This is a genomic window from Vibrio vulnificus NBRC 15645 = ATCC 27562, from assembly GCF_002224265.1.
GTDB classification, from domain to species: Bacteria; Pseudomonadota; Gammaproteobacteria; order Enterobacterales; family Vibrionaceae; genus Vibrio; species Vibrio vulnificus.
This window is the reverse complement of record NZ_CP012881.1, coordinates 2126549-2153312: the sequence shown is the minus strand read 5'-3', so window position 1 is coordinate 2153312 and position 26764 is coordinate 2126549. Positions and strand designations below refer to the sequence as shown.

At 47.2% G+C, this 26764-nt stretch carries 17 protein-coding genes; 14 read left to right on the top strand and 3 right to left on the bottom strand.

What is annotated here, in order from left to right; all coding sequences use genetic code 11:
- Positions 1 to 123: 123 nt before the first annotated feature.
- The 14 genes from hemL to AOT11_RS10005 all read left to right on the top strand — a co-directional run bounded on the left by hemL (position 124) and on the right by AOT11_RS10005 (position 22890).
- Positions 124 to 1419 (top strand): glutamate-1-semialdehyde 2,1-aminomutase, encoded by a 1296-nt coding sequence (gene hemL / locus AOT11_RS10070; RefSeq protein ID WP_026060813.1) that lies wholly within the window; start codon positions 124 to 126, stop codon positions 1417 to 1419.
- Positions 1420 to 1668: 249 nt separating this feature from the next.
- On the top strand, positions 1669 to 2754 hold the full coding sequence (locus tag AOT11_RS10065) for an AI-2E family transporter (protein ID WP_013571166.1): 1086 nt from the start codon (positions 1669 to 1671) through the stop codon (positions 2752 to 2754).
- Between the two features lie 73 nt (positions 2755 to 2827).
- On the top strand, positions 2828 to 3850 hold the full coding sequence (gene rsmC / locus AOT11_RS10060) for a 16S rRNA (guanine(1207)-N(2))-methyltransferase RsmC (RefSeq protein ID WP_017421232.1): 1023 nt from the start codon (positions 2828 to 2830) through the stop codon (positions 3848 to 3850).
- Between the two features lie 246 nt (positions 3851 to 4096).
- On the top strand, positions 4097 to 7486 hold the full coding sequence (locus AOT11_RS10055) for a response regulator (protein ID WP_017421231.1): 3390 nt from the start codon (positions 4097 to 4099) through the stop codon (positions 7484 to 7486).
- A gap of 930 nt (positions 7487 to 8416) precedes the next feature.
- Entirely contained in the window at positions 8417 to 10090 is a 1674-nt protein-coding gene (locus tag AOT11_RS10050; RefSeq protein WP_017421229.1) for an ABC transporter substrate-binding protein, read from the top strand.
- Positions 10091 to 10258: 168 nt separating this feature from the next.
- Positions 10259 to 11245, top strand: a complete 987-nt coding sequence (locus AOT11_RS10045; protein ID WP_011079592.1) for an ABC transporter permease — start codon at positions 10259 to 10261, stop codon at positions 11243 to 11245.
- A gap of 2 nt (positions 11246 to 11247) precedes the next feature.
- The gene (locus AOT11_RS10040) at positions 11248 to 12273 is read left to right on the top strand and encodes an ABC transporter permease (RefSeq protein WP_017421228.1); all 1026 of its coding nucleotides are present in this window, start codon (positions 11248 to 11250) and stop codon (positions 12271 to 12273) included.
- A gap of 2 nt (positions 12274 to 12275) precedes the next feature.
- Entirely contained in the window at positions 12276 to 13259 is a 984-nt protein-coding gene (locus AOT11_RS10035; protein WP_017421227.1) for an ABC transporter ATP-binding protein, read from the top strand.
- Positions 13260 to 13296: 37 nt separating this feature from the next.
- On the top strand, positions 13297 to 14292 hold the full coding sequence (locus AOT11_RS10030; RefSeq protein ID WP_011079589.1) for an ABC transporter ATP-binding protein: 996 nt from the start codon (positions 13297 to 13299) through the stop codon (positions 14290 to 14292).
- Positions 14293 to 14367: 75 nt separating this feature from the next.
- Positions 14368 to 16089 (top strand): glycoside hydrolase family 9 protein, encoded by a 1722-nt coding sequence (locus AOT11_RS10025; RefSeq protein WP_017421226.1) that lies wholly within the window; start codon positions 14368 to 14370, stop codon positions 16087 to 16089.
- A 1-nt stretch (position 16090) separates the two neighbouring features.
- Positions 16091 to 16981: a glucosamine kinase nucleotide-binding domain-containing protein gene (locus AOT11_RS10020; protein ID WP_017421225.1), complete on the top strand. Its 891-nt coding sequence runs from the start codon at positions 16091 to 16093 to the stop codon at positions 16979 to 16981.
- Between the two features lie 9 nt (positions 16982 to 16990).
- Positions 16991 to 18910 (top strand): beta-N-acetylhexosaminidase, encoded by a 1920-nt coding sequence (locus AOT11_RS10015; protein WP_017421224.1) that lies wholly within the window; start codon positions 16991 to 16993, stop codon positions 18908 to 18910.
- Between the two features lie 90 nt (positions 18911 to 19000).
- Complete coding sequence (locus tag AOT11_RS10010; protein ID WP_026060812.1) at positions 19001 to 21406, top strand: glycoside hydrolase family 94 protein; 2406 nt, start codon at positions 19001 to 19003, stop codon at positions 21404 to 21406.
- Between the two features lie 71 nt (positions 21407 to 21477).
- Positions 21478 to 22890, top strand: coding sequence for a phosphoglucomutase/phosphomannomutase family protein (locus tag AOT11_RS10005; protein ID WP_026060811.1), 1413 nt, complete (start codon positions 21478 to 21480; stop codon positions 22888 to 22890).
- Between the two features lie 77 nt (positions 22891 to 22967).
- Here the strand turns inward: AOT11_RS10005 and AOT11_RS10000 are convergent, their stop codons facing one another.
- The 3 genes from AOT11_RS10000 to AOT11_RS09990 all read right to left on the bottom strand — a co-directional run bounded on the left by AOT11_RS10000 (position 22968) and on the right by AOT11_RS09990 (position 26734).
- Positions 22968 to 23996: an ABC transporter ATP-binding protein gene (locus tag AOT11_RS10000; protein WP_017421221.1), complete on the bottom strand. Its 1029-nt coding sequence runs from the start codon at positions 23994 to 23996 to the stop codon at positions 22968 to 22970.
- Positions 23996 to 25621, bottom strand: a complete 1626-nt coding sequence (locus tag AOT11_RS09995; protein WP_017421220.1) for an ABC transporter permease — start codon at positions 25619 to 25621, stop codon at positions 23996 to 23998. Before AOT11_RS09995 ends, AOT11_RS10000 begins: the two co-directional genes overlap by 1 nt.
- A 99-nt stretch (positions 25622 to 25720) precedes the next feature.
- Positions 25721 to 26734 (bottom strand): Fe(3+) ABC transporter substrate-binding protein, encoded by a 1014-nt coding sequence (locus AOT11_RS09990; RefSeq protein WP_017421219.1) that lies wholly within the window; start codon positions 26732 to 26734, stop codon positions 25721 to 25723.
- Between the last annotated feature and the right edge of the window lie 30 nt (positions 26735 to 26764).

Genomic DNA, 26764 nt, shown 5'->3' with positions numbered 1-26764 from the left:
AAACAGAACATTTTTATAAATCCCGTGAATAGAGTCATAAACCGAAGCAAAATATTTCTAACTGCCGTTGAGAGAGGTACAATGCCCGCCACTTGGTCCGAGCAATCAGAAGAGGATAAACCCATGACCAAATCAGCCGAGCTGTATCAAAAAGCCCAGCAAACCATTCCTGGTGGCGTTAACTCACCCGTTCGTGCGTTCAACGGCGTTGGCGGTTCGCCAATTTTCGTCGAAAGAGCCGATGGCGCTTTCATTTTTGATGCGGATGGCAAAGCCTACATCGATTACGTAGGTTCATGGGGTCCGATGATTTTGGGCCATAACCACGCGGTGATTCGTGAAGCGGTGATTGATGCAGCGCAACGTGGTCTCAGTTTTGGTGCTCCGACCGAAATGGAAATCAAAATGGCTGAGTTGGTTTCCGAGCTCGTTCCTTCGATGGAGCAACTACGCATGGTCAGTTCAGGTACTGAAGCGACCATGAGTGCAATCCGCCTAGCACGCGGCTTCACTGGCCGAGATAAAATTCTGAAGTTTGAAGGTTGTTATCACGGCCACGCAGACAGCTTGCTTGTTAAGGCGGGCTCTGGTGCATTGACTCTAGGCCAACCAAGCTCTCCAGGTGTACCTGCCGATTTCGCAAAACATACCCTAACCGCTACATTTAACGATCTCGATTCAGTACGAGAGCTGTTTGCCGCAAACAAGGGGGAAATCGCGTGTATCATCGTTGAACCAGTGGCGGGCAACATGAACTGTATTCCGCCAGTGGAAGGCTTCCACGAGGGGCTACGCGAGATCTGCGATCAAGAAGGCGCACTGCTGATTTTTGATGAAGTGATGACTGGCTTCCGTGTGGCACTTGGTGGTGCACAAGCTCACTACAACATCAAACCAGACTTGACCACACTTGGTAAGGTTATTGGTGGTGGCATGCCTGTTGGTGCATTTGGTGGCCGTAAAGAAGTCATGCAGTACATCGCCCCGACCGGTCCTGTTTACCAAGCAGGAACATTATCAGGTAACCCTGTAGCCATGGCGGCGGGCTACGCTTGTTTAACGTTGCTGCGTGAAGAAGGCAACGAAAAGCGTCTGGCATCAAAAACCAAACATCTGGCCGATGGCTTTAAGTCTCTTGCTGCACAGCATGGCATTCCACTTGTGGTTAACCAAGTGGGCGGTATGTTTGGCTTCTTCTTTACTGAGCAAGAGCAGATCACTTGCTATGAAGATGTCACTAAGTGCGATATTGAACGCTTCAAACGCTTCTTCCACCTCATGATTGATCACGGTGTTTATTTGGCACCTTCTGCCTTTGAAGCCAGCTTCACCTCATTAGCTCACGGCAGCAAAGAGATTGAGGCAACATTGGAAGCGGCAGATCGTTGTTTTGCGATTTTGGCAGCAGAAAGCAAGTAAGATTGCCAACACTCAACGACAAAAATAAGAAAAGGATCGCAGTCAGCGATCCTTTTTCATTGCCAATTAAATATCACCAACAGCGCGAGCACACCAATGGTCACTGCGAACCAAGGAATACGCCGTGATGTTTTTCTCGCTTCACAGCCTTTCTCATTGTTACAACACCCCATAATCGCCCCATTGCGTTGATAAGCTTCGAGTTTCAGGTCATTATAACCACAGACTGCAACTAATTGGACTGTTACCGTGCCAGAAAAAATTAAAATCAGCTCAAGCCACTGGGTGCTGATCGTCGCATTGTTAGCCGCAGGAACTGCGTGCTACCTGTTGGTCGAGCCTTATATTAACTCGATTATCATGGCGTTCATCATTTCCCTATTGATGTTTCCCATTCACGACTGGTTTGAAAGCAAAATGCCCAAACATCGCAATATGGCGTCGCTGCTCTCTTGCGTTGTTTTAACCTTTATTATCGTTGTGCCTTTGTTATTTGTTTTTGCTGCTATTGTTCAGCAAGGATCCGTTTTCTCGCAAAATACCTATCAGTGGGTAACACATGGCGGTATTCAACAAGTGCTCGGTCATCCGTGGATTGTTAAAGGTCTAAAACTGGTTAATGAGTACTTACCTTTTGACAATATTGACGCCAAATCCATTGCAGAAAAAATTGGCCAACTCGCCACCTCATTTGGTTCAAACCTAGTTGCCATCAGTGCAAAAATACTCGGCGACGCGACCAACTTCCTGATGGATTTTTTCTTGATGCTGTTTGTGCTCTTTTTCTTATTGCGCGATCACGACAAAATCATCAGTGCGATTCGTCATATTCTGCCATTATCGCGCAGCCAAGAAGATAAGCTGCTGAGCGAGATTGAAAATGTTTCAAAATCTGCGGTAATGGGCTCTTTTCTCACCGCGATTGCACAAGGGATTGCCGGTGGTTTAGGGATGTGGCTTGCGGGCTTCCCTGGGCTCTTCTGGGGCACCATGATGGGCTTTGCCTCATTTATTCCCGTTGTCGGTACCGCGCTTATTTGGATCCCAGCCACCATCTACTTATTCTTAACCGGGGATACTGGTTGGGCTATCTTCCTTGCCATTTGGAGCATCGCTATTGTTGGCTCGATCGATAACTTACTACGACCATTTTTAATGCAAGGCAGTGCCGGAATGAACACCTTACTGATCTTCTTCTCTCTATTGGGAGGAATTCAGTTGTTTGGACTGATAGGTCTGATCTACGGTCCACTGATTTTTGCTATCACTATGGTGCTATTTAATATTTACGAGGAAGAGTTTAAGGGCTTCCTTGACCAGCAAGACAACAGCTAACGGATAGCACTACTTCAAGTCCTGGGCAGATTATGAGAAAATCTGCCCACTTTTTTCTAACTGATGCCACTTCATGTCTGCCTATACTGCTCCTAGCCAAATTGCCCAACGACAACTCGACTATTTCAACGGAAAGCACGTGCTCGTCGCAGGGGAAGTTGAAGATTTGTTTCCACTCGAACTGGCTGAACACTGTGAATCGGTGAGTGTGTTCACATCGAATTACAGCTATTTCCGTCAAATTCGCGCCCATTCAACGATCACCAGCTACTTTGGCTCGCAACTTGAGGCAGATAGCCAAGCCGATCTCTTACTGCTTTACTGGCCAAAGGCCAAAGCAGAGGCGGAATATCTCATAGCCATGCTGATGGCTAAGTTGGGTCCTGGGTGCGAAATTGTTGTGGTGGGAGAGAATCGCTCAGGTGTTAAAAGCATCGAAAAAATGTTCCAAGCGTATGGCCCCGTCAACAAGTACGATTCAGCTCGTCGCTGCTCCTTTTATTGGGGGCAATGCAACACGCAACCAAACGCCTTTAATCAAGCCGATTGGTTCCGCCATTACTCCATCAATATCCACGGACAACAGTTAGAGATTCAAAGCCTGCCGGGTGTCTTTAGCCATGGCGAGTTTGATTTAGGCAGTCAATTACTGCTGGAAACGCTTCCCTCTTTAAGTGGCAAGGTATTGGATTTTGGTTGTGGAGCTGGTGTTATTGGTGCATTCATGGCCAAGCGCAACCCATCCATTGAACTCGAGATGTGTGACATCAATGCTTACGCGTTAGCGTCCAGTGAAGCAACGCTAGCAGCCAATGGTTTGCAAGGTCGCGTTTTTGCTTCTGACATCTACTCCGACACTGCTGATGACTATCGTTTTATCATCTCTAACCCTCCATTTCACAGTGGTTTGGACACCAATTACAACGCGGCTGAAACACTATTAGGCCAAGCGCCACAGCATTTGAACAAGCAAGGGGAATTGATCATCGTAGCGAACAGCTTCCTCAAATACCCACCAATTATTGAGCAAGCATTCAGTAATTGCGCGACTCTAAATAAGACCAATAAGTTCTCGATATACCACGCCAGCAAATAGCGATTCTTCTGCAGCACAGCGTCTAACTGTGCTGCTTTTGCTCAATTTCCATCACTCATTCGATATTTTTGCGCCACTCTCCACGAATTGATGACAACTTACTTGTCAAAGTAAAAAAACTCGTTAATTTCGTTAAATTTGAATCCTTTTACTCTTATCTCCGCAAAACTGGCTTTGAACGAGAGTAAATTCATGCATTCACAACTTTGATTCGAAACCTTGTCTTCACAACCTTGACGAAATTGTATGTTTAAGTTTTATCGCAAACAGAAGTTTAAACGCCTTCAAAGCACTCTGATGACTGCGTTTTTGGTGCTAAGTATCACGCCATTAACCATCACAGCGATTTTCTTTTTGCAATCACACAGTAAAGATCTCCAAGAGCAAAGCACTTCTCACCTGCTTTCTGTTCGAGACACCAAGCAGCAACAGATCCTAGATTATTTCCAAGCACAAGAAACGGAAGTGATGGGATTTGTTCGTTCAGAGTTGGCTTACGCGAGTGGTGGCCGATTTTACGGGCTAGTCAACGCCTTCAAAAGCTTAGGCGTGGATATGGAACAGGCTAGAGAAAACGCTCAGCAGCGCTATATTCAGGGATCTGGCGATCAAATAAAAACGTCGATTTTGCCGGAATCCAGCTCTTATGTCGGTAGTGAACGTTACCGTTTGCTGCATAAGCGCTATCACTGGGCCTATTTGGAGCTTTTGAAGCGATCCGATTTTGACGATATTTTGTTGGTGGATCTCGATGGCAACGTCACCTACTCCATCTACAAAAATGAAAACTTTGGCACAAACTTAATTGAGGGGCCTTTTAAAGAGAGCATGCTCGGCAAAAGCTTCCGTCAATTGGCCAATGACGTCAGCGAAAAACGCAAGCAAAACGAAGACTATACCCCCGTCTATATTTCCGACTTCTCGGTTGAAGATGGCAAACAAGTCGCTTGGTTGGGAGCACCGATCATCCAGCAAGGCTATCTGCACAGCTACGCCATGTTCAGGCTACCGAACAATGGCATCACTAAACTGATTGCAGACATCAATAAAGATGCGGCTATCCACACTTTGCTGGTTGGAAGTGACCACTTACCTCGCACTATGACCACAAAGCAAACCGATATCGAAAGCAGTATTGAAGTGGTCGATAAGGCGCTCGCGGGACTGACGGATGTCGGGACTTATATCAACAGCAGCGGAGAGGCGACCATCGCCGCCTATGCGCCAATTTCATTCAAAGGTCAAACCTGGGCTTTAGTGGTTCAGTTGCCGGAGAAAGAAGCGTTTGCACGCATTCATCAGTTAGAAAAACTGTTCGTCATCGCCATGTTGATTGCGATCGTGCTGGTGTTTATCTCATCTCACTACTTATCGAATTTCATCACCTCACCACTACTCAAACTCACTTGGGCTGCAGAGCGCGTTTCTGCTGGTGATCTCGATGAAAACATGATTAATACAGAGCGCAAAGACGAAATAGGCCGTTTAGCAATCAGTTTTGAACGAATGCAACGCTCGATTCGCGATAAAATTCAGCTCATTAAAACGCAAAATGCGGAGCTAGAGAAAAATCTACAACTGATTCAAAAGCAAAACGACGAATTGCAATTGGCTGATAAGCTCAAAGATGAATTTTTGGCAACAACCTCTCATGAGCTACGCACTCCACTGCATGGCATGATTGGTATTGCAGAAACCCTCATCTCAGGGGCAAACGGCCCACTGCCCTCTAACCAGCGCTATCAACTGGACATCATTATTAAGAGTGGCCAGCGCTTAGCTACGCTTGTGGATGACTTGCTCGACTACCACAAAATGCGCTATGGCAGTTTGGATATTCAAAAATCCGCCGTCAATTTGGCCAGTGCAACTCGACTGGTATTGGAGCTGTCTCACCACTTATTGGGCAACAAAACTCTGCGCATCATTAATCAGGTTTCTAACGATGTTGCGCCGGTATCTGCCGATCCACAGCGATTAGAACAGGTGCTGTATAACCTTATTGGCAATGCGATCAAATACACCACTGAAGGTAAAATCGTCATTTCCGCCAATGTGGTTGACGATAAAGTTCGAGTGCAAGTCGTCGATACCGGCCAAGGCATTCCCGCAGAACAATTAGAGCATATTTTCGAACCGCTCATTCAAGCTGGTCGAGACTCTGGTCGTTATCGCCAAGGTGCAGGTCTGGGGCTTTCCATTAGCCGCCAACTGATCGAGTTAATGGGAGGATCGCTCTACGTCAGCAGTCAACCTATGGTTGGCACCACCTTTAGCTTCACCTTGCCATTGGCCAGCGCAGACGAAATCAGCGCCACGGAAGTCATGCAAAATCAACATCACTTCCAAGCACCAGATAGCAATGAATTGATCTCATTAGATAATTCCTCACTGCCAGAGAATCCCAATGGCCCGCTACTGATTGTGGCCGATGATGAACCCGTCAACTTACGCGTGCTTGAAAGTTTCCTACGCATCGAAGGGTACCGAGTGCAAACGGCCTCAGATGGCCCAGAAACACTCGAACTCATTGAACATGAAAAACCCGCCTTGCTGTTGCTCGACATCATGATGCCGGGTATGAGCGGTTATCAAGTTTGCCATCAACTCCGACAGCAATACGACATGGCAGAGTTGCCTATTATCATGCTAACAGCGTTGAGTCAGAGCGAAGATCGTGTACGAGGATTCGAAGCTGGGGCCAATGATTACTTAACCAAACCATTTAATAAGCAAGAGCTTGCGGCCCGAATCAAAGCACATTTAATGGCAAGTAAAGCAGAAGCTCGTCGCTTGGAAAACAATCGCCTTGAAGCGGAGCTTCGCCAACGTGCAATGGTGGAAGCGAGCTTACTGGAAACACAAGGGCGTTTATTAGAACAATTGGAGTCGGCCCCAGAAGCCATCATCTGTATTCGTGAAGATAAGCGTATTCGCTTTGCCAATGACGCGGCCTGTAAACTGTTCAAACGCAGCTTAGAGCAGCTCAAGCGCTCAAACGCAGAAGAACTTATTGCTCCCAAATATTTAACCGTCAAACAGCAGCATTATTGCGGCAATATCGATATCTATGTCGATGATGTTCGACAGCATATTGAAACGGACATTCTTAAATTACCAGAAGGGTCTGGCCTTGATGCCATGTTTATCTTTAATGTCGGGGGAGGCGCTGCTGCATCTCGTGTGCACAACCTAGAAACCGCCGTGGAAGTCCTTTCAAGCTATGCCTTTGATGGTGACAAAGAGCGCTTACAGAGCCTCAAAGAGCTAGGGGGAGAATTTACTCGCCTGGCCGACAAAGCGCTGGGTACCAATAAGAATAAGCAAGAGCTGATGCGTGAAGTCCTCGTGGATTTGATGACGCATGCACTCGATTATTGGGAGTCAGTGACAGGTGAAAACAAGTTTACCTTTGCGGAACAAAGTGGTTTATGGCGCGTTTATCTCGACCGCAGCACGCTACAAACTCGCACTCTTGATAAATACATGCGAATTGAAACCTTGCCAAAAACGCCGCGTTGGAGAACCGTATTGAGTTCTATTGAGTACATTCTGGAGCACTGTAAAGAGCAAAGTCCTGAGCGTACTTACATTGAGATGCAGCGAGATAAATTACAACGCCTGCTCACCAGCTAATAATGTTGAGCCTCTATCGTTAACTTCAGCCCGACTCAAAGAGTCGGGCTTTTCATTTGCCCAACTTTTCAGTTATTTGTGTACTTCTCCTCAGAGCAAGCAATATCAACTCCGGCTTTGATGAGCATGCTAGACCGTCATCAGGCGGCTCAATACATCCTTGACGATTTCGAACCTCTCTTGAAGCACAAACGCGCTAGGGGATGTCTTTACGATTATAAGAAACGCTTGGTCGCCTGCGGTTATTGTAGGGTAAACCGCTCTCACATCCATACAGGCGCGATATCTGCGCGTTGTGTTTTGCCTTTGCTTGTCCCCTTCGCTGCAGAAATGAAGTGGCAGATACCGCTAATGGTGCACGAATAAAAACCACGCAGACATGCCCTATACGCACTTTATTCTCAGTTAAAAATAACCATCACTCAGTGCGAAAAAAATGCCGTTTTTCCATCGTATAAACCATTACTCTCGCCTAAAGTGGGGACTTTTAAACCATATTGCGAGATCAATCACAACAGAACGGCAGATTAAATTTTTGTCGATTAATTAACGTCATTTTGCTGTGTGAGCAAGATCTTCATTTAGCCACAGCAACCTAACAACCATATTAAAAAGAACCTAAAGGGTAAGTAACCACTAACAAACACTTATCAACAACAAGAACAATGCGACACACATCAATGTCCACTTTTTGCTCAAAAAACCAACTCAGCTAAAAAAAATGACGTTTATAACGGAGTTAATGGGAGTTTTAACGTTTTTAACGGGAATGCTATTTGATTATTTTCTCGCTAAGGTGTTTTCTTAGCCTTGCCTAAGGCCTACAGGCCACTTTGGTAAATGATTATCAGAGGTAGGTCTTGGAGAGTGTTTATCAATTGATGACATTCCAAACATTGTGAAATGAAAGCAAAATAGTAAGGAACAGCTATGCTTGCCAATATTAAAAAGACAGCTCTAGCAACTGCAGTTATCGCCGCAGCAGCGACCAGCATTTCAGCACCAGCGGCAGCTCGTAGTGAGCTGACCATCGTACCTGATTTTTACCCTACAATGGTACGTAACTTTAACCCGTACTTGGCGACTAACCTTCGCACAACAACGGACTTCATCTATGAGCCACTAGTTGTTTTCAATGAGATGCACGGCAACACTCCGGTAATGCGTCTTGCTGAAGACTTCCGCATGTCTGATGACCTAATGAGCGTAACGTTTGACATCCGTAAAGGTGTTAAATGGTCTGACGGTCAAGCATTTACCGCGGACGACGTTGTGTTCTCTTATGCTCTACTTAAGAACAAACCAGAACTTGACCAACGTGGTATCAACAAGTGGGTAACTAGCGTAGAGAAACTGAATGACTACCAAGTTCGTTTCCGTCTAAGCGAAGCTAACTCAAACGTACCTTACGAAATTTCTCTTGTTCCTATCGTTGCTGAGCACGTATGGAAAGAAGTGAAAGATCCAACCACATTCACGAACGAAAACCCTGTAGGTACTGGTCCATTTACGGTTATCGACACCTTCACTCCTCAGCTATACATTCAGTGTCGTAACCCTAACTACTGGGATGCAGCAAACCTAGAAGTTGACTGTTTGCGTGTACCTCAGATCGCGAACAACGACCAGCTATTGGGTAAAATCGTTAACTCTGAGCTAGACTGGACTTCTTCTTTCATTCCAGATATTGACCGTACTTACGCAGCAGCGAGCCCTAACCATCAGTACTGGTACCCACCATCAGGTACTCAAGCGTTCGTTGTGAACTTCAAGAACCCAGATGCGGCGAAGAACGAAGCTCTGACTAACGTTGACTTCCGTCGTGCATTCTCTATGGCTCTTGACCGTCAAACTATCATCGACATCGCATTCTACGGTGGCGGTACAGTGAACGACTTCGCATCTGGCCTTGGCTATGCATTCGAAGCGTGGTCTGACGAAAAGACTCACAACAAGTACAAAGGCTACAACACCTATAACGTTGAAGGCGCGAAGAAACTTCTAGCGAAAGCTGGCTTTAAAGATGTGAACAAAGACGGTTTCGTTGATACTCCATCTGGCAAACCATTTGAGCTACTCATCCAATCTCCAAACGGTTGGACTGACTTCAACAACACAGTTCAACTAGCGGTTGAGCAGCTAGCTGAAGTAGGTATTAAAGCACGTGCTCGTACTCCTGAGTTCGCAGTGTACAACCAAGCAATGCTTGATGGTACTTACGACGTGGCGTACACCAACTACTTCCACGGTGCGGATCCACACCTATACTGGAACAGTGCATACAACTCTGCACTACAGAAAGGTGAAGGTATGCCACGCTTCGCGATGCACTTCTACACCAATGACAAACTGGACAACCTACTTGACAGCTTCTACAAAACAGCTGACAAGAAAGAGCAACTATCCATTGCTCACGGCATCCAGCAAATCATCGCAGCGGATCAAGTTACTATCCCTGTAATGTCTGGTGCTTACATGTACCAATACAACACCAAGCGCTTCACTGGTTGGTGGACAGAAGAAAATCCGAAGGGCCGTCCAAACATTTGGGCAGGCATCCCAGAGCGTCTACTACACGTACTGGACCTAAAACCAGTTAAATAAGTAGAAGTTCATCTCCCGCGGCGCGCATCCCGTGCGCCGCTATAAAATCCCTCTCAGACCTAGTTTGTTTATGGCGCCAGTCGTCAGGGGATTTTTCGCTCTGAATTTGGTCACGAGCGACCTGAAACCAGAAACAGGGAAAAAGTCTGGGTGAGTAAGGTGTGAGTTATGGGTTATTTTTTAAGACGTTTGTCGTTCTATATGGTCGCGCTGCTAGTCGCGGCAACATTAAACTTTATTATTCCTCGAGCAATGCCTGGCGATCCAGTTACCATGATGTTTGCGAATGCAACCACACAGGTAACGCCAGAACGTATTGAGGCAATGAAGAAACTGCTAGGTTTTGTCGATGGTCCCCTTTATGTTCAGTATTTCACTTACATTAAGAGCATTCTAAGCTGGGAACTTGGTACTTCTATTAAATTCTACCCACTGAGTGTTAATGACCTATTAGGCAGCGCATTTGGTTGGTCCCTCTTCCTAGCTGGTACTGCGGTTATTCTTTCATTCTCAATCGGCTCTATTCTGGGTATTTTCGCAGCATGGCGTCGTGGCAGTAAATACGATGCGTTCATCACACCAGGTATGTTGATTATTCAAGCTGTACCTCAAGTGGTTATCGCAATGCTAGCCCTATTTATCTTTGCAATCGGTCTTGGTTGGTTCCCGACGGGCTATGCATACACGCCTGGTACCATTCCAGACTGGACGAGCTGGGCCTACTTCAAGGATGTTGCTTATCACGCCGTCCTACCTCTCTTCTGTGCGTCTATCGTTCAAATTGGTGGCTTCTTGGTGAACATGCGTAACAACATGATCAACCTGCTAGCAGAAGACTACATCACTATGGCGAAAGGCAAAGGCTTAAGCGAAAACCGCGTGGTGTTCAACTACGCAGCTCGTAACGCACTGCTACCAAGTGTGACTGCTCTATCCATGTCACTCGGTATGGCCATCGGTGGTCAGCTGATTGTTGAAATCATCTTCAACTACCCAGGTTTGGGTAAAGTCCTGCTTGATGCGATCAATGCACGTGACTACCAAGTACTACAAGGCCAATTGTTAATCATGACTCTATTTATGCTGTCATTTAACCTGATTGCCGACATGCTGTATGTCGTACTCGATCCTCGCCTACGCAAGGGAGGCAAATAATCATGAACAACTTATTTAAGCTGATTCTAGGTAATGCGATTGCTCGCGTTGGTTTGGTCATTGTTTGTCTGTTTATCTTTATGGCGGTCGCAGCGCCACTGATCACCAAACATGCTCCAGATAAACGTACTGGTAACCCACACGAATATCCAAGTTTCGTCGTCAAAGCCGCGCAAGCAGATCCAAATGGTTGGATTGCTACCAACCTTGCCGATGACCGTCGTACTCTTCTTCTGTCGAAGAAAGCCGATCACGTACTGGGTACTTCTCGTATGGGACGTGACGTATGGTCACAACTTGCTTACGGTGCACGAGTGTCACTTGCGGTTGGTTTTGGTGCGGGTATCACCGTGTGTTTCCTTGCAACCGTTATTGGTATCTCAGCGGGTTACTTTGGTGGTCGTGTTGATGACATTCTCACCGCAGCGATGAACATCATGCTGGTTATTCCTCAGTATCCATTGCTGTTCGTTCTTGCCGCCTTTATCGGTGAAGCAGGGCCAATGACCATTGCCATTATCATCGGCTGTACCTCCTGGGCCTGGGGTGCGCGGGTTGTCCGCTCTCAAACCCTTGCACTACGTGAAAAAGAATTTGTTAAAGCCGCAGAAGTATTGGGCGAATCTTCATGGCGCATCATCTTTGTTGAGATTCTGCCAAACCTGATTCCAATTGTGGGTGCAAGTTTCATCGGCTCGGTAATGTACGCCATCACCATGGAATCGATCATTTCCTTCCTTGGTCTAGGCGATCCAAACACCATCAGTTGGGGCATCATGCTGTACAACGTACAGACCTCCTCTTCAATGCTGATTGGCGCATGGTGGGAACTGCTTGCTCCGTGTATCGCACTGACACTACTCGTCACTGGCCTTGCATTACTGAACTTTGCGGTCGATGAGATTGCGAACCCACAACTTCGTTCTCACAAAGGAATGAAGCGCTGGCAGAAGCTAGCGAGAGAAGACAAGAAAGAGCGTGAGCCTGAAATGGCACCGCAAAATGCACTTTGGAGCGGAGATAAATAATCATGACCGAACCACTTATTTCAATCCGCAACCTTTGCGTTGACTACATCACAGACGCGGGCGATGTCCGCGCTTGTAACAACGTTAGCTTTGATATAGCACCAGGCGAAGTATTTGGCCTAGCGGGCGAATCAGGCTGTGGCAAATCCACCGTTGCGTTCTCATTGATGCGTCTACACAAGCCGCCAGCGTTTATCACTGGCGGGGAAGTCATCTTCAATGGTGAAAACATCTTGCAATACAGTGATGAGCGCATGCAGGCATTCCGCTGGAGCGAAATGTCGATGGTTTTCCAAAGTGCAATGAACGCGCTGAACCCAGTACTGACGATGGAAGATCAATTCTGTGACGTCATCATGCGCCACACCAATATGACGCGTGAGCAGGCAAAACGCCGCGCAGAAGGTTTGCTGGAGATCGTGGACATTCACCCAAGCCGTTTGCATGACTACCCTCACCAGTTCTCTGGTGGTATGCGTCAGCGCTTGGTAATTGCAATCGCGTTGGCTCTCAATCCGAAAATGATCATCATGGATGAGCCAACCACAGCACTAGACGTGGTTGTACAGCGTGAGATTTTGCAAAAAATCTACGCATTGAAAGAAGAGTTCGGCTTCTCGATTCTGTTCATTACCCATGACTTGTCGTTGATGGTCGAGTTTTCAGACCGCATTGGCATCATGTATTCCGGTGAACTGATTGAAGTCGCTCCCGCTAAACAAATTTTGGAAAGTCCTTACCACCCTTACACCAAAGGGTTGGGTAGCTCTTTCCCTCCGTTAACGGGTCCAAAAACCAAGTTAACTGGTATCCCTGGGAACCCTCTTAACCTACTAGAGATTCCTCAGGGCTGCCGTTTCCAGGCACGTTGTGATCGAGTGCATGACACCTGTACCAAAGTCGCTACTAGCTTAAGACAAATCGAGCCAGGCCGTTTCTCAAACTGCCACCTTTATGGCGAACCGATTGCTCAAAACAAGCTGTAACACAACGAAATAAGCAGTAAGAAGACTGGAGACAATTATGAGCAAAGAATATGGCGAGCTACTGATTGAAGGTAAAAATGTCGTCAAAGACTTTCCCCTCAACAGTAATGCTCTAAAACAAACCAAGATGCGTGCGATCAACGACGTATCGTTCAAAATGTACAAAGCACGTGGTCTGTCTGTCGTGGGTGAATCTGGCTCAGGCAAATCCACGACAGCCAAAATGATTGCCAAGATGTACGCCCCAACGAATGGTGTTATCGAATACAAAGGCCGTGATATTCAAGAGATCACATCAAAGAAAGATCTCATGACCTATCGTGAAGGGATCCAAATGGTGTGGCAAGACCCGTTTGGTTCACTCAACCCAACACACAATATCTTCCACCATATTGCGCGCCCGCTACTGATCCACAAAAAGGTCGCACCGGGTAACAAGAAAGAGTTAGAAGAACGTGTGTACGACTTGCTTGAGCAAGTGGGCTTGATTCCACCGAAAGCCACAGCAGAAAAGTTTCCACATCAGCTTTCTGGTGGTCAGCGTCAGCGTGTCAACTTAGCGCGTAACATTGCCGTAGGCGCAGAAGTCGTGCTTGCCGACGAACCAACCTCAATGCTGGACGTATCGATTCGCGCTGGTGTCCTTAACTTGATGGAAGAGATGAAGTTCGAAAAACAGATGTCTCTTCTTTACATCACGCACGACATCGCAACGGCTCGTTACATCGCGGAAGATCTGGCGGTGATGTATGTGGGACACATGGTGGAATGGGGTGATACCGATGAGATCATTCACGATCCTCAACACCCATACACGCAGTTATTGGTTTCTGCGGTGCCAGATCCATCGAAATCGATTCATGAAAAGCTCAAAGGCAACAAAGGGGAAATTCCACTTTGGACTCCAGATTCCGTTGGCTGTCCTTTCGCTGGCCGCTGTGAACACGCAACAGAGAAATGTCGTGAGAAGCTGCCTGAAGTGACTCAACTGTCTGAAAATCACTTTGTTCGTTGTTACCTATTCGAAAACTAAACCTAATTGAGCCAAGGCGTTGCCTTGGCTCTCACTGTTACTACCTATTATTTTGCGACATGTCGGAGATTTGTAATGCTGCTACTCACCAATCACCTAGGCTACGAACTGAGTGGACCCAAACATGCGGTCATTCAAAGTAATAAGTCGCGTTTGTCGTCTTATGCTGCCTTATTGGTGTGCGCCAATGGCCATCAGACCGTGGCATCATTAGAAATCGAGAAAGTGGGCAAAGTCGCCAATTGGCACCAAGGTTACTTTTACACGATTGATTTTTCAGACTTCGACCAAGTCGGCGACTTCTATATTCGTTTTGATAATCATCGTTCAGCAAACTTCACTATCGGCCAATCGCTGCTGATGCAGCAAACTTTTTCCGATGTACTGCATTACTTTAAATCACAGCGCTGTGGCGGCATTTTTGACCTGCAAGATCGCAACGCACCACTGTTAAACCGTGATAAAACCGTCGATGTACACGGTGGTTGGTACGATGCATCTGGCGACGTGAGCAAATACCTCAGCCATCTTTCGTATGCCAATTACCTCAACCCACAGCAAACGCCGATGGTGGTTTGGAATATGCTTAAAGGGCTAGAACTGCTCTCTGGTCATGAGATCCTGCCCGCCTTCAGCCAAGTACGCTTGAAAGAAGAAGCGCTGCATGGCGCGGATTTCCTCGTCAGAATGCAAGACAGCCAAGGCTTCTTCTATACCACGGTGTTTGATAAGTGGAGTAAAGACATCAAACAACGCGAGATCTGCTCTTACGAAACTCAGCAAGGTCATAAATCTGATGACTATCAAGCAGGTTTTCGTCAAGGTGGCGGCGTCAGCATCGCAGCGCTAGCGGCCGCCTCTCGTCTCAATGTACACGGTGAATTTGACCAACAAAAATACCTAAATGCTGCAGAAAATGGTTACTGGCATCTCAAAGAGTACAACCCTCAATACCTCAACGATGGTCAAGAAAACATCATTGATGAGTATTGCGCGCTGCTCGCGGTTGTTGAGCTCTATCGTACCACTCGAGAAGAGCGTTATCTCGCGGAAAGCCGAATTTGGGCATCACGCTTGTGTGCTCGACAGCAAAGTGACGAGCAGTTTGCCCATTATTGGTCTGCCAATCTGGATGGTTCTCGTCCCTACTTCCACGCAGCGGAAGCAGGCTTGCCTGTTATTGCCCTGTGCGAATACCTCTCGATTGAACACAATGGTGATCTACTGAAACAAACACGAGAAGTCGTTCGCCAAGCATGTGAATTTGAGCTCAACATTACTCATAAAGTGAATAACCCATTTAGCTACCCAAGACAATATGTCAAAGGCGTAAACGAAAATAAGCGTGATGCGTTTTTTGTCGCGCAAAACAATGAGTCTGGTTACTGGTGGCAAGGTGAGAATGCGCGTTTAGGCTCCATCGCCTCAATGGCTTACTTGGTGCAACCTCATCTGCAAGATGCTCGCCTGAGCCATGAGATGGCCGTATTAGGTCAGCGCTCACTCGATTGGGTATTGGGTCTCAACCCTTACGATATGTGCATGCTGGATGGGCATGGCCGTAACAATCCTGACTATTTGCCTCAATTCGGTTTCTTCAACGCCAAAGGGGGCGTCTGTAACGGCATCACCTCAGGCTTTGATGATGAAAATGACATCGCATTTAATCCTGACAAACAAAAAGACGACTTATTACAAAACTGGCGTTGGGGAGAACAATGGATCCCTCATGGGGCTTGGTATCTTCTCGCGATCATGAGCCAGACACACTACAACTCAGCCACGCTAGGAAAATAACATGACGCATTTATACGTAGGAATCGATGGGGGCGGCACTTCTTGCCGAGCACGCATCAAAGATGCTCAAGGGCACTTTATTGGTGAAGCCAAAAGCGGCAGCGCCAATATTATGCTGGGCGCCTCTGTCGCAATGGAATCGATTCTTTCTGCCATTCAAGACGCGGCTACACAAGGCGGTTTATCCACACAAGATTTTTCTCGCATGCATGTAGGATTGGCTTTAGCCGGAGCAGAACATAAAGCCTCTTGGCAAAGCTTTATGCAACAAACACATCCGTTTGCCAGCATGACACTCAATACCGACGCTTACGGCGCCTGTATTGGTGCACATAATGGTCAAGATGGCGCCATCATGATTGCCGGTACGGGTTCATGTGGCATCTTTCTACAAGGCACCACTCAACACGTGGTCGGCGGCCGAGAATTCCCTATTTCGGATCAAGGGGGCGGCGCTGTCATGGGACTTCGCCTTATTCAACAAGTACTCCTAGCTCAAGATGGGATCCGCGAAAACACACCGTTATGTGAGCATGTTATGGCGAATTTCCATCATGACGTGGATGCCATTGTTGAATGGTCAAAAACCGCTTTACCTCGTGATTATGGCCAATTTTCTCCTGCGATCTTCCAGCATGCCGAACAAGGCGATGCACTGGCGATCGAGATGCTAAAACAAACAGCGCAAGACATTGAAATGTTCCTGATTGCCTTAAATAAACGCGGGGCAACACGCATCTGTCTAATGGGCAGCATCGCCGAGCGTATTGTTAAGTGGCTCTCTCCACCAGTACAACAGTGGATCGTTGAAGCTCAGTATGACGCCATAGAGGGCGCACTCATGTTTGCAGGTAAAAGCGAACATAACCTCTATGCCGTGGCAACAAATTAGGAATCGTTTATGGAATATCGTATCGACCTGGTTGTCCTTTCAGAACAAAAGCAAAACTGCCGTTTTGGTATGACGCTGCATAACCTCAGCGATCAAGATTTACCCAACTGGTCTTTAACCTTTGCCTTTACTCGTTTTATTCAGCCAGGCAGCATTTCGCATGGCACCTTAACGCAAATTGGGAGTTTCTGTCAGTTAACACCAGATAGCTTGGTGCTACCGGCCAATCATCACTTCTATTGTGAGTTCACCGTACTGACCAATCCATTCCGTTTTTATTCCGATGGATTGAATGAAGCTTTTGTCGAGTATCACCATGAAGGTGAGCAGGTACGCTCTAACGTCGATGTCACCCCGATCGTTCTTGCTTCACCCTACCGTGAACGCGAAACCATCGCCCCTACGTTAGCCAGCGCCTACTCACTATTGCCTAAAGCAAATGCGTTACATGTTGATGCTGGGCATTTTTCTCTCACACCATCGTCAGCCATCACCTGCCAATCCGCATTGGCGGACTCCGCGGTGACTTGGCTTATGGACGAAGTGGCGCGTTTGCATCAGTTTAAACTTGCCACCAGCGAAGCGGGAGAAATCGTTTACCGTAGCAATCCAACACTGGATGAAGGGGCTTATCAACTCAAAATTAGCCAAGAGCAAGTGCGCGTTGAAGCGGGCTCTAGCTCTGGCTTTGTCCACGCTACCGCAAGCCTATTACAACTGCTTGATTACAATTCGATCACGCAAGAGGCCCAGTTGGCTTGCTGTTCAATTTCTGACAGCCCACGTTTTCGCTATCGCGGCATGATGTTGGATTGCTCTCGCCACTTCCACTCGGTTGAGCAAGTCAAGCGTCTAATTAATCTCCTCGCCCACTATAAGTTCAACACCTTTCATTGGCATTTAACGGACGATGAAGGCTGGCGCGTTGAAATCAAAGCATTCCCAGCATTAACAGAGATAGGGGCTTGGCGTGGTGTCGATGAAGCGATTGAGCCTCAATATACCCATATTTCGCAGCGTTACGGCGGGTTCTATAGCCAAGAAGAGATCAAAGAAGTGGTCGCCTATGCCGCACAGCGCAGCATCATGGTCATCCCTGAAATTGATGTTCCTGGTCACTGTCGTGCAGCGATTAAATCGCTGCCAGAAATGCTGGTCGAAGTAGAAGACGACACCGTCTATCGCAGTATTCAAAATTACTCCGATAACGTTCTCAACCCCGGCTTAAGCACCACCTATCAATTTTTAGATGGTGTGCTGGAAGAAATCGCCCAACTGTTCCCGGCACCCTACGTTCATATTGGTGCCGACGAAGTACCTCACGGGGTTTGGTCAAACAGCCCAAGCTGTCAAGCCTTGATGAAGCAACATGGCTATCAGGATTACAAGGAACTGCAAGGTCACTTACTGCGTCACGCAGAGCAAAAGCTGCGCAGTCTTGGTAAGCGTATGTTGGGATGGGAAGAAGCACAACACGGTGACAAAGTGAGTAAGGACACCGTGATTTACTCGTGGTTAAGTGAAGACGCAGCGGTCAACTGCGCCCGTCAAGGCTTTGATGTGGTACTGCAACCCGCTCAAACTACTTACCTCGATATGACACAAGATTACGCACCGGAAGAGCCGGGGGTAGATTGGGCCAATCCACTGCCACTCGAAAAAGCCTACAACTACGAGCCGCTTGCCAATATTCCGGCTGACGACCCAATTCATAAGCGAATTTGGGGAATCCAAACGGCTCTTTGGTGCGAAATCATCAATAACCCTGAGCGAATGGACTATATGGTCTTCCCACGCATTATTGCACTCGCAGAAGCGTGTTGGACACAGAAAGAACATCGTGATTGGAACGACTTTTTATCAAGGCTGAAAGGTCACTTGCCGCTACTGGACAAACAGGGCATCAAGTATCGCCAGCCATGGAAATGAACAACCGAATGAAAGCCTCGCTTTCCTAAGTTTTCACTAGCTTTAGTTTTTGACTGCCTTACCAAGCAGTTTGTTGAAAAGGAAATGACAATGAAATACGGCTATTTCGATAATGACAATCGTGAATACGTCATCACTCGCCCGGATGTACCGGCACCATGGACCAACTACTTAGGTACCGAAAAATTCTGTACCGTTATTTCACACAACGCAGGGGGATACTCTTTCTATCACTCTCCTGAGTACAACCGTGTGACCAAGTTCCGTCCAAACTTTACTCAAGATCGTCCGGGGCACTATGTCTACCTACGCGATGATGCAACGGGTGATTACTGGTCAATTTCATGGCAGCCTGTGGCGAAAAGCCTAGAACAAGCTAAATACGAAGTACGTCATGGCTTGTCTTACTCAAAATTCAAATGTGAATACAATGGCATCGTTGCCAACAAAACTCTGTTTGTACCAAAAGGCGAAGACGCGGAAGTTTGGGATGTTGAAATCGAGAACACCTCTGACGAAGTACGTACCATCAGTGCATTCAACTACGTTGAGTTTTCTTTCAGCCACATTAAATCGGACAACCAAAACCATCAGATGTCGTTGTACTCTGCAGGTACCGAATACAAAGACGGCGTGATTGAATACGATCTTTACTACAACACCGACGACTTCCTAGGTTTCTACTACCTAACAGCCACATTTGATGCTGATAGCTACGACGGCCAACGCGATGTCTTCCTCGGTATGTACCGTGACGAAGCGAATCCTATCGCTGTGGCACAAGGTAAATGTTCTAACACTGCCCAAACGTGTTACAACCACTGTGGCGCTTTACACAAGCAATTCGTTCTACAACCAGGCGAAAAAGTACGCTTTGCCGTGATCTTAGGTGTAGGTAAAGGTAATGGCGCAAAACTGCGCGAAAAATACCAAGATCTTGCTAAAGTTGATCAAGCGTTTGCTGGTATCAAAGCACACTGGGACGAGCGCTGTGAGAAGTTCCAAGTGAAATCTCCAAACGCAGGTTTGGATACCATGATCAACGCATGGACTCTATACCAAGCAGAAACGTGCGTGGTGTGGTCTCGTTTTGCCTCTTTCATTGAAGTGGGTGGCCGTACAGGCTTGGGTTACCGCGATACCGCGCAAGACGCAATTTCGGTTCCTCACACCAACCCAGCAATGACGCGCAAGCGCTTGGTTGATCTACTTCGCGGCCAAGTGAAAGCCGGATACGGTTTACACCTATTTGATCCAGATTGGTTCGATCCAGAAAAAGCGGATGTTAAACCATCAAAATCACCAACCGTTGTCCCAACACCATCTGACGATGACAAGATCCACGGTATCAAAGACACCTGTTCAGACGACCACCTATGGATCGTGCCAACCATCTTGAACTATGTGAAAGAGACAGGCGATATCGGCTTTATTGATGAAGTGATTCCTTATGCCGACGGCGGCAACGCCACTGTGTATGAACACATGATGGCGGCGCTGGATTTCTCCGCAGAATACGTTGGTCAAACGGGTATCTGTAAAGGTCTACGCGCAGACTGGAACGACTGTCTAAACCTAGGTGGTGGCGAGTCTTCTATGGTGTCATTCCTACACTTCTGGGCACTGGAAGCTTTCCTAGAGCTTTCTCGCTTCCGCAATGATGAAGCGGCGACAGACAAATACCAAGCGATGGCAAACGGCGTTCGTGAAGCGTGTGAAACTCATTTGTGGGATGAGAAAGGCGAATGGTATATCCGTGGTTTGACCAAAGATGGTGACAAGATCGGTACCTTCGACCAAGTAGAAGGTAAAGTACACCTTGAGTCAAACTCGCTGGCAGTACTGTCTGGCGCAGTCAGCCACGAGCGCGGCATCAAAGCGATGGATGCGGTCTACGAGTACCTGTTCTCGAAATACGGTCTACACCTCAACGCACCATCGTTCGCAACACCAAACGATGATATTGGTTTCGTCACTCGCGTTTACCAAGGCGTGAAAGAAAACGGCGCTATCTTCTCGCATCCAAACCCATGGGCTTGGGTAGCGGAAGCGAAACTCGGCCGTGGCGATCGCGCTATGGAGCTTTACGACTCACTCAACCCATATAACCAAAACGACATCATTGAAACGCGCATGGCAGAACCGTACTCCTACGTTCAGTTCATCATGGGTCGTGACCACCAAGATCATGGGCGTGCAAACCACCCTTGGTTAACGGGAACCTCAGGTTGGGCTTACTACGCGACCACCAACTTTATTCTCGGTGTACGTACTGGTTTTGATTCGCTTGAAATCGACCCATGCATTCCAACATCGTGGCCTGGTTTTGAAGTGACTCGTCAATGGCGTGGCGCGACTTACCAAATCAAAGTGGAAAACCCGCAAGGTGTTTCTAAGGGCGTTAAATCCATCACCCTTAACGGTCAAGCGATCGAAGGTGCCGTTCCTGCGCAGGCGGAAGGCACCGTGAATGAGGTTGTGGTCGTTTTGGGTTAATCCCATCACGTTATCGCTAGCAAATAGTTTGGGAAATGGCCCACGGGCCATTTCCTAAGGGAGATCGAATTATGATCAAATTTGGAACCGGTGGCTGGCGCGCTTTTATTGGCGAAGAGTTCACCAAAGATAACGTTCGCTTGGTCGCACAGGCTCTAGCCAACATCATCAATAACGAACAGGTTGCTGAACGCGGTTTCGTGATTGGCTATGACCGTCGTTTTCTATCGGATAAAGCCGGCGCTTGGTTTGCCGAAGTCCTTGCCGCGAATGGCATTGTGGTGAGCTTCATCAATAAATTTGTCCCAACGCCAATTGTGATGTTCAAAGCCAAAGAAATGGGCTGTGCTTACTCTGCCTGTATTACCGCTTCTCACAACCCTGCCGACTACAATGGCGTGAAAGTGTTCATTGAAGGTGGCCGTGATGCGGACGAAGTGATCACGCAGAAAATCGAAGCGCAAATTGCTCATCTGACCTTGGATCAAGTGCAAAGTGTTGATTTCGAACAAGCGGTAGAAGACAAACAAATTGTCATCATCAACCCAATGAACGAGTTTGTCGATTCCATCATCAACTTCATCGACATCGAAGCAATCAAAAAGGCCAATCTACGCGTGCTGATCGACCCGATGTTTGGTGTGGCGAAGAACGCACTGCAAACGGTGTTGATCAATGGACGCTGTGATGTTGACGTGATCAACGACGGTAAAAACCCTGACTTTGGCGGCTTAATGCCATCCCCGAGTGCAGCAACACTCTACCGCCTCAAACACCTCGTGGCGGCACAAGGCTACGACATCGGTATCGGTACTGATGGCGATGCAGACCGCTTGGGCATCATCGATGAAAAAGGCAACTTCATTCATCCGAACGAAGTGCTGATCCTGCTGTATTACTACTTACTGGAGTACAAAGGCTGGAAAGGTTCTGTGGTTCGCAACATCGCCACCACACACCTGTTGGATAAAATCGCCACCGATCATGGTGAGAAGTGTTTTGAAGTACCTGTTGGCTTTAAACACATCAGCTCACAAATGGAAGCCGACGATTCGCTCATTGGTGGGGAAAGCTCTGGTGGTTTAACCATTCGTGGTCACATCAAAGGCAAAGATGGCGTATTTGCATCGAGCCTGTTGGTTGAGATGATTTCTGTGACGGGCAAGAAGCTTTCTGAGTTGCTGGAAGAGATTTACAGCAAGTACGGCTATGCCTACATGGCAGAAGGTGATTGCAAGTTCAAACCAGCGGCCAAACAATCGCTGTACGACAAAATTTATGTCAAAAAACAGTTGCCTGAATTTGGCTTTGAGATCGAAAAAGTCAGTTATGACGATGGGGCGAAAGTGTACTTCAAAAACGGAGGCTGGGTGATAGCTCGCTTCTCCGGCACTGAGCCACTGCTGCGCATTTTTGCTGAGATGCAGGATAAAGAGACTGCCGAACTGGTCGTTAATCAATTTAAAGAGTTTTTAGCCCTTTAAACATCACTCGACAAAGCGATGAGATAACGTACCTTTGCCCGACCAATTTTGGTCGGGCTTTTTTCTTTGTAACAGAGTTAAAAAGCCAAAATGCCTTGCGTGTCGACTTTCACTGACACCATTTGCCCGATATTGAGTGCTTCTGCCGAACTGGCGAGCAGCTTATTTCCATTGGCTTCGATCACATAGCGGCAGTGATCACCCATAAATTGCTGCTCCATAATACGGATACTGCTTTCCTCTGCGGCACTGATTTGAATGTGCTGAGGACGCAACAACAACTCACACTGATCATTAATCAAAATCGATTGCTGCGCGGTGGCTTCGACGACGCCCAAGTGGGTTTCAAATTCAGATTCAGACAAACGCTTGGCAGGTAGATAACTGCCGCCACCAAGGAAATCGGCAACAAACTTGCTCGACGGTTTGTAATAAAGCTCAGAAGCGGTGCCATATTGTTCAATCACACCATGATTCATCACCGCCATTTTATCGGCAAAGGCAAACGCTTCTTCTCGGCTATGCGTAACGAAAATTGCTGTTACGCCTTGCTGCTTAAAAATTTTACGAATCTCTGCAATCAGTTCATGGCGTACTTGCGTATCGATGTTCGAAAACGGTTCATCGAGCAAGAGCAAATCTGGCTTGTACGCCAACGAACGAGCAATCGCCACTCGTTGCTGTTGGCCACCCGAGAGCTGGTGCGGGTAACGATCAGCAAAAGGAGACAAATGCACCAACTCTAGCATTTCTTTGACTTTGCTCTGGCGAGCTTCACTGCTCCAACCGCGCAAACCAAACGCCACATTCTCTGCCACGGTAAGGTGAGGAAACAGCGCATAATCTTGGAAAATCATGCCGATATTACGCTGCTCAGGTGGAACCCAATGCTCACCATTATCGATCATCATGCAGTTTAAACTCATCTCTCCCGAAGAGAGAGGCAGCAGCCCTGCGATGGCTTTCAATAAAGTGGTTTTTCCGCAACCACTGGCCCCAAGTAAACAAACAATCTGCCCTTGTTCCACTTCCAGAGAGAGTGACTCAAGCACCGTTTGAGCATCGTATTGACAAGTCAGGTTTTTAATCGATAGTGCGCAACTCATTAGTGACTCTGCTCCAGTGAACGGTTAACGATAACAAGGGGGATCAAGCCAACCAACACCAACAACACCGCCGGCAATGCGGCCAGCTCCAAACGCTCGTCGGAGGCATAGTTGTAAACATAGGTGGCCAAGGTTTCAAAGTTGAATGGGCGCAGTAGCAGCGCAGCATTCAGCTCTTTCATCGACTCAATAAATACCAACAATCCCGCAATCAGCATGCCGCGTTTGATCAACGGGAAATGCACACGCCATAACATGGCATTGGCATGGCAGCCCATGGTGCGTGATGCCATATCGAGCGAAGGTGAGATTTTATTTAAGCTACTTTCAATACTGCCAATCGCCACCGCAGAAAAACGCACGACCATGGCAAAAATGATCGCAAAAATGGTACCTGAGAAAATCAGACCAGGTCTGCCCCATCCCATGTATTTCGCAACATCATTGACCAAGTGATCCATAGATAAAACAGGCACCATGATGCCAATCGCCAATACGGTACCTGGCACCGCATACCCCAATGACGATAAACGAATACACGCCAAGCTGGTTTTCTGATTGTGTAAACGATGATTGAAATTGACGATCAATGCGACAATCACTGCAACGATGGCGGCCGCAATCGAGACTTTAAGGCTATTCATGGCAAAGCGACGAAATTCATTGGTCCAGCTTTGTTCAAAATAGGTAATCGAGTAGTCCACCAATTGCAGCAGCGGGAAAACAAAGGCAATAGCGACCAAGCCCCAACACCAAATCAGTGCTGCCCACATTTTCCAGCCTTTGAGTTCATAGCGGAAATCTTCGTGGCTATTAAATTGCGCTTGGAAGAGTTTTTGCTTTCGTCGGCTATAACGCTCTGCACTGAGTAACAAGATGACAATCAGCAGCATTAAGGCCGAAATTTTTGCCGCCGCGTTTAAGTTGGAATAACCAAGCCAAGTGTCATATACCGCAGTGGTGAGCGTGTTGACGGCAAAATAGCTGACGGTACCAAAATCACCAATGGTCTCCATGGCCACCAGCGATAAAGCCACGGCAATAGAGGGACGAGCAAGCGGCATGGAAATACGCCAGAAACTCTCCCACGCGCTGCACTTCAGTAAGCGAGCACTTTGCAGTAAAGAGACGTTTTGCTCCATAAAAGCAGCACGGCAGAGTAAATAAACATATGGATAGAGCACGAGCGACAACACGAAGGTAGCCCCTGCAACCGTTCGAATATCAGGAAACCAATAGTCTCCTGGGCCCCACCCAGTGAGATCTCGCAGTAAAATCTGCACAGGGCCGGCAAAATCAAACCAATCGGTAAAAATATAACCGATGATGTACCCCGGCATAGCCAATGGCAGCACTAAGGCCCATTGCAACCATTTTTCAGTGGGAAGTTTGCACATGGCCATGAACCACGCACTCGGAATACCCAAAATGAGAGAGACAACTAACACGCCCGTCGTCAAAAGAATGGTATTCAATATGTAAGATGGCATCACCGTCGACATCAAATGAGCAAACAGCTCATCACTGTATCCGACAGCGGTATAGAAGATCGCCAAAATCGGCAAAACCAGCAGTAAAGCCAACGCTCCACTACTGGTTTTCCATGTGTATTTTTTTTCTTTCATCGCCTAATAACTGCACGGGCGTATGAAACACAGATGCGTTTGCAAATACATCTCATATCACTTTAATAAATAGGGGTATAGTTATACCCCTAGTTTCATTTAAAGGTCAAATTTCACTTCATCAATCAGTTTGATTGCTGCTGCGTGATGCGATGCGATGTCATCTAGAGAAATGGTGTCTGCTTTGAAATCACCCCAAGAAGCCACAAGCTCAGAGCGCTCAACGCCCGCTTTTACTGGGTACTCAAAGTTCACTTCTGCATACATATGCTGTGCTTTATCGCCAGTTAGGAATTCCATTAGCTTCTGCGCATTGGCTTTGTTTGGTGCGTATTTCGCCATCGCCATACCAGAAATGTTCACGTGTGTGCCCGTGGTTTGCTGGTTAGGGAAGTTAATGTAAACCGCATCTGCCCACGCTTTCTGCTCTTGGTCATTAACCATTGCACCTAGGTAGTAGCTGTTACCTAGAGAAACATCACAAAGGCCCTCTTTAATTGCCTTCACTTGACCACGGTCGTTACCTTGAGGTTTACGAGCTAGGTTTGCTTTTACGCCTTCCAACCATTTCTTGGTTTCAGCTTCACCGTGGTGTGCAATCATCGCAGAGACCAGTGAAATGTTGTAAGGGTGCTTACCACTACGAGTACAGATTTTGCCTTTGAACTCTGGCTTAGCAAGATCTTCATAAGTGAAAGCATCGCCTAGCTTGCCAACGCGATCACGAGAAGAGTAGACGCTACGAGTACGAGTCGTTAGTGCAAACCACTCGTTTTCTTTGTCTTGGTATTGAGCAGGAACATTCGCTTCAATGATTTCACTGTTGACTGGCTGAACAAGACCTTTGTCTGTTAACTCAGCAAGACGGCTGATATCTACGGTTAGAATCACGTCAGCAGGGCTGTATTCGCCTTCTTGCGCAAGTTTCTCTGCAATACCAGTTTTTGCAAACATCACGTTTACTTTGATACCGGTTTCCTTTGTGAATTCATTGAACATTGGTTCAACAAGGAAAGGTTGACGGTAAGAGTAAACATTCACCTCTTCAGCAGCCATTGCGGTAGGAGCAAGAGTGGCACATGCAAGCGCAGAAAGAGTAAGCAGCTTTTTCATTGATTCAATCCTTTAGATTCGTAATGATAA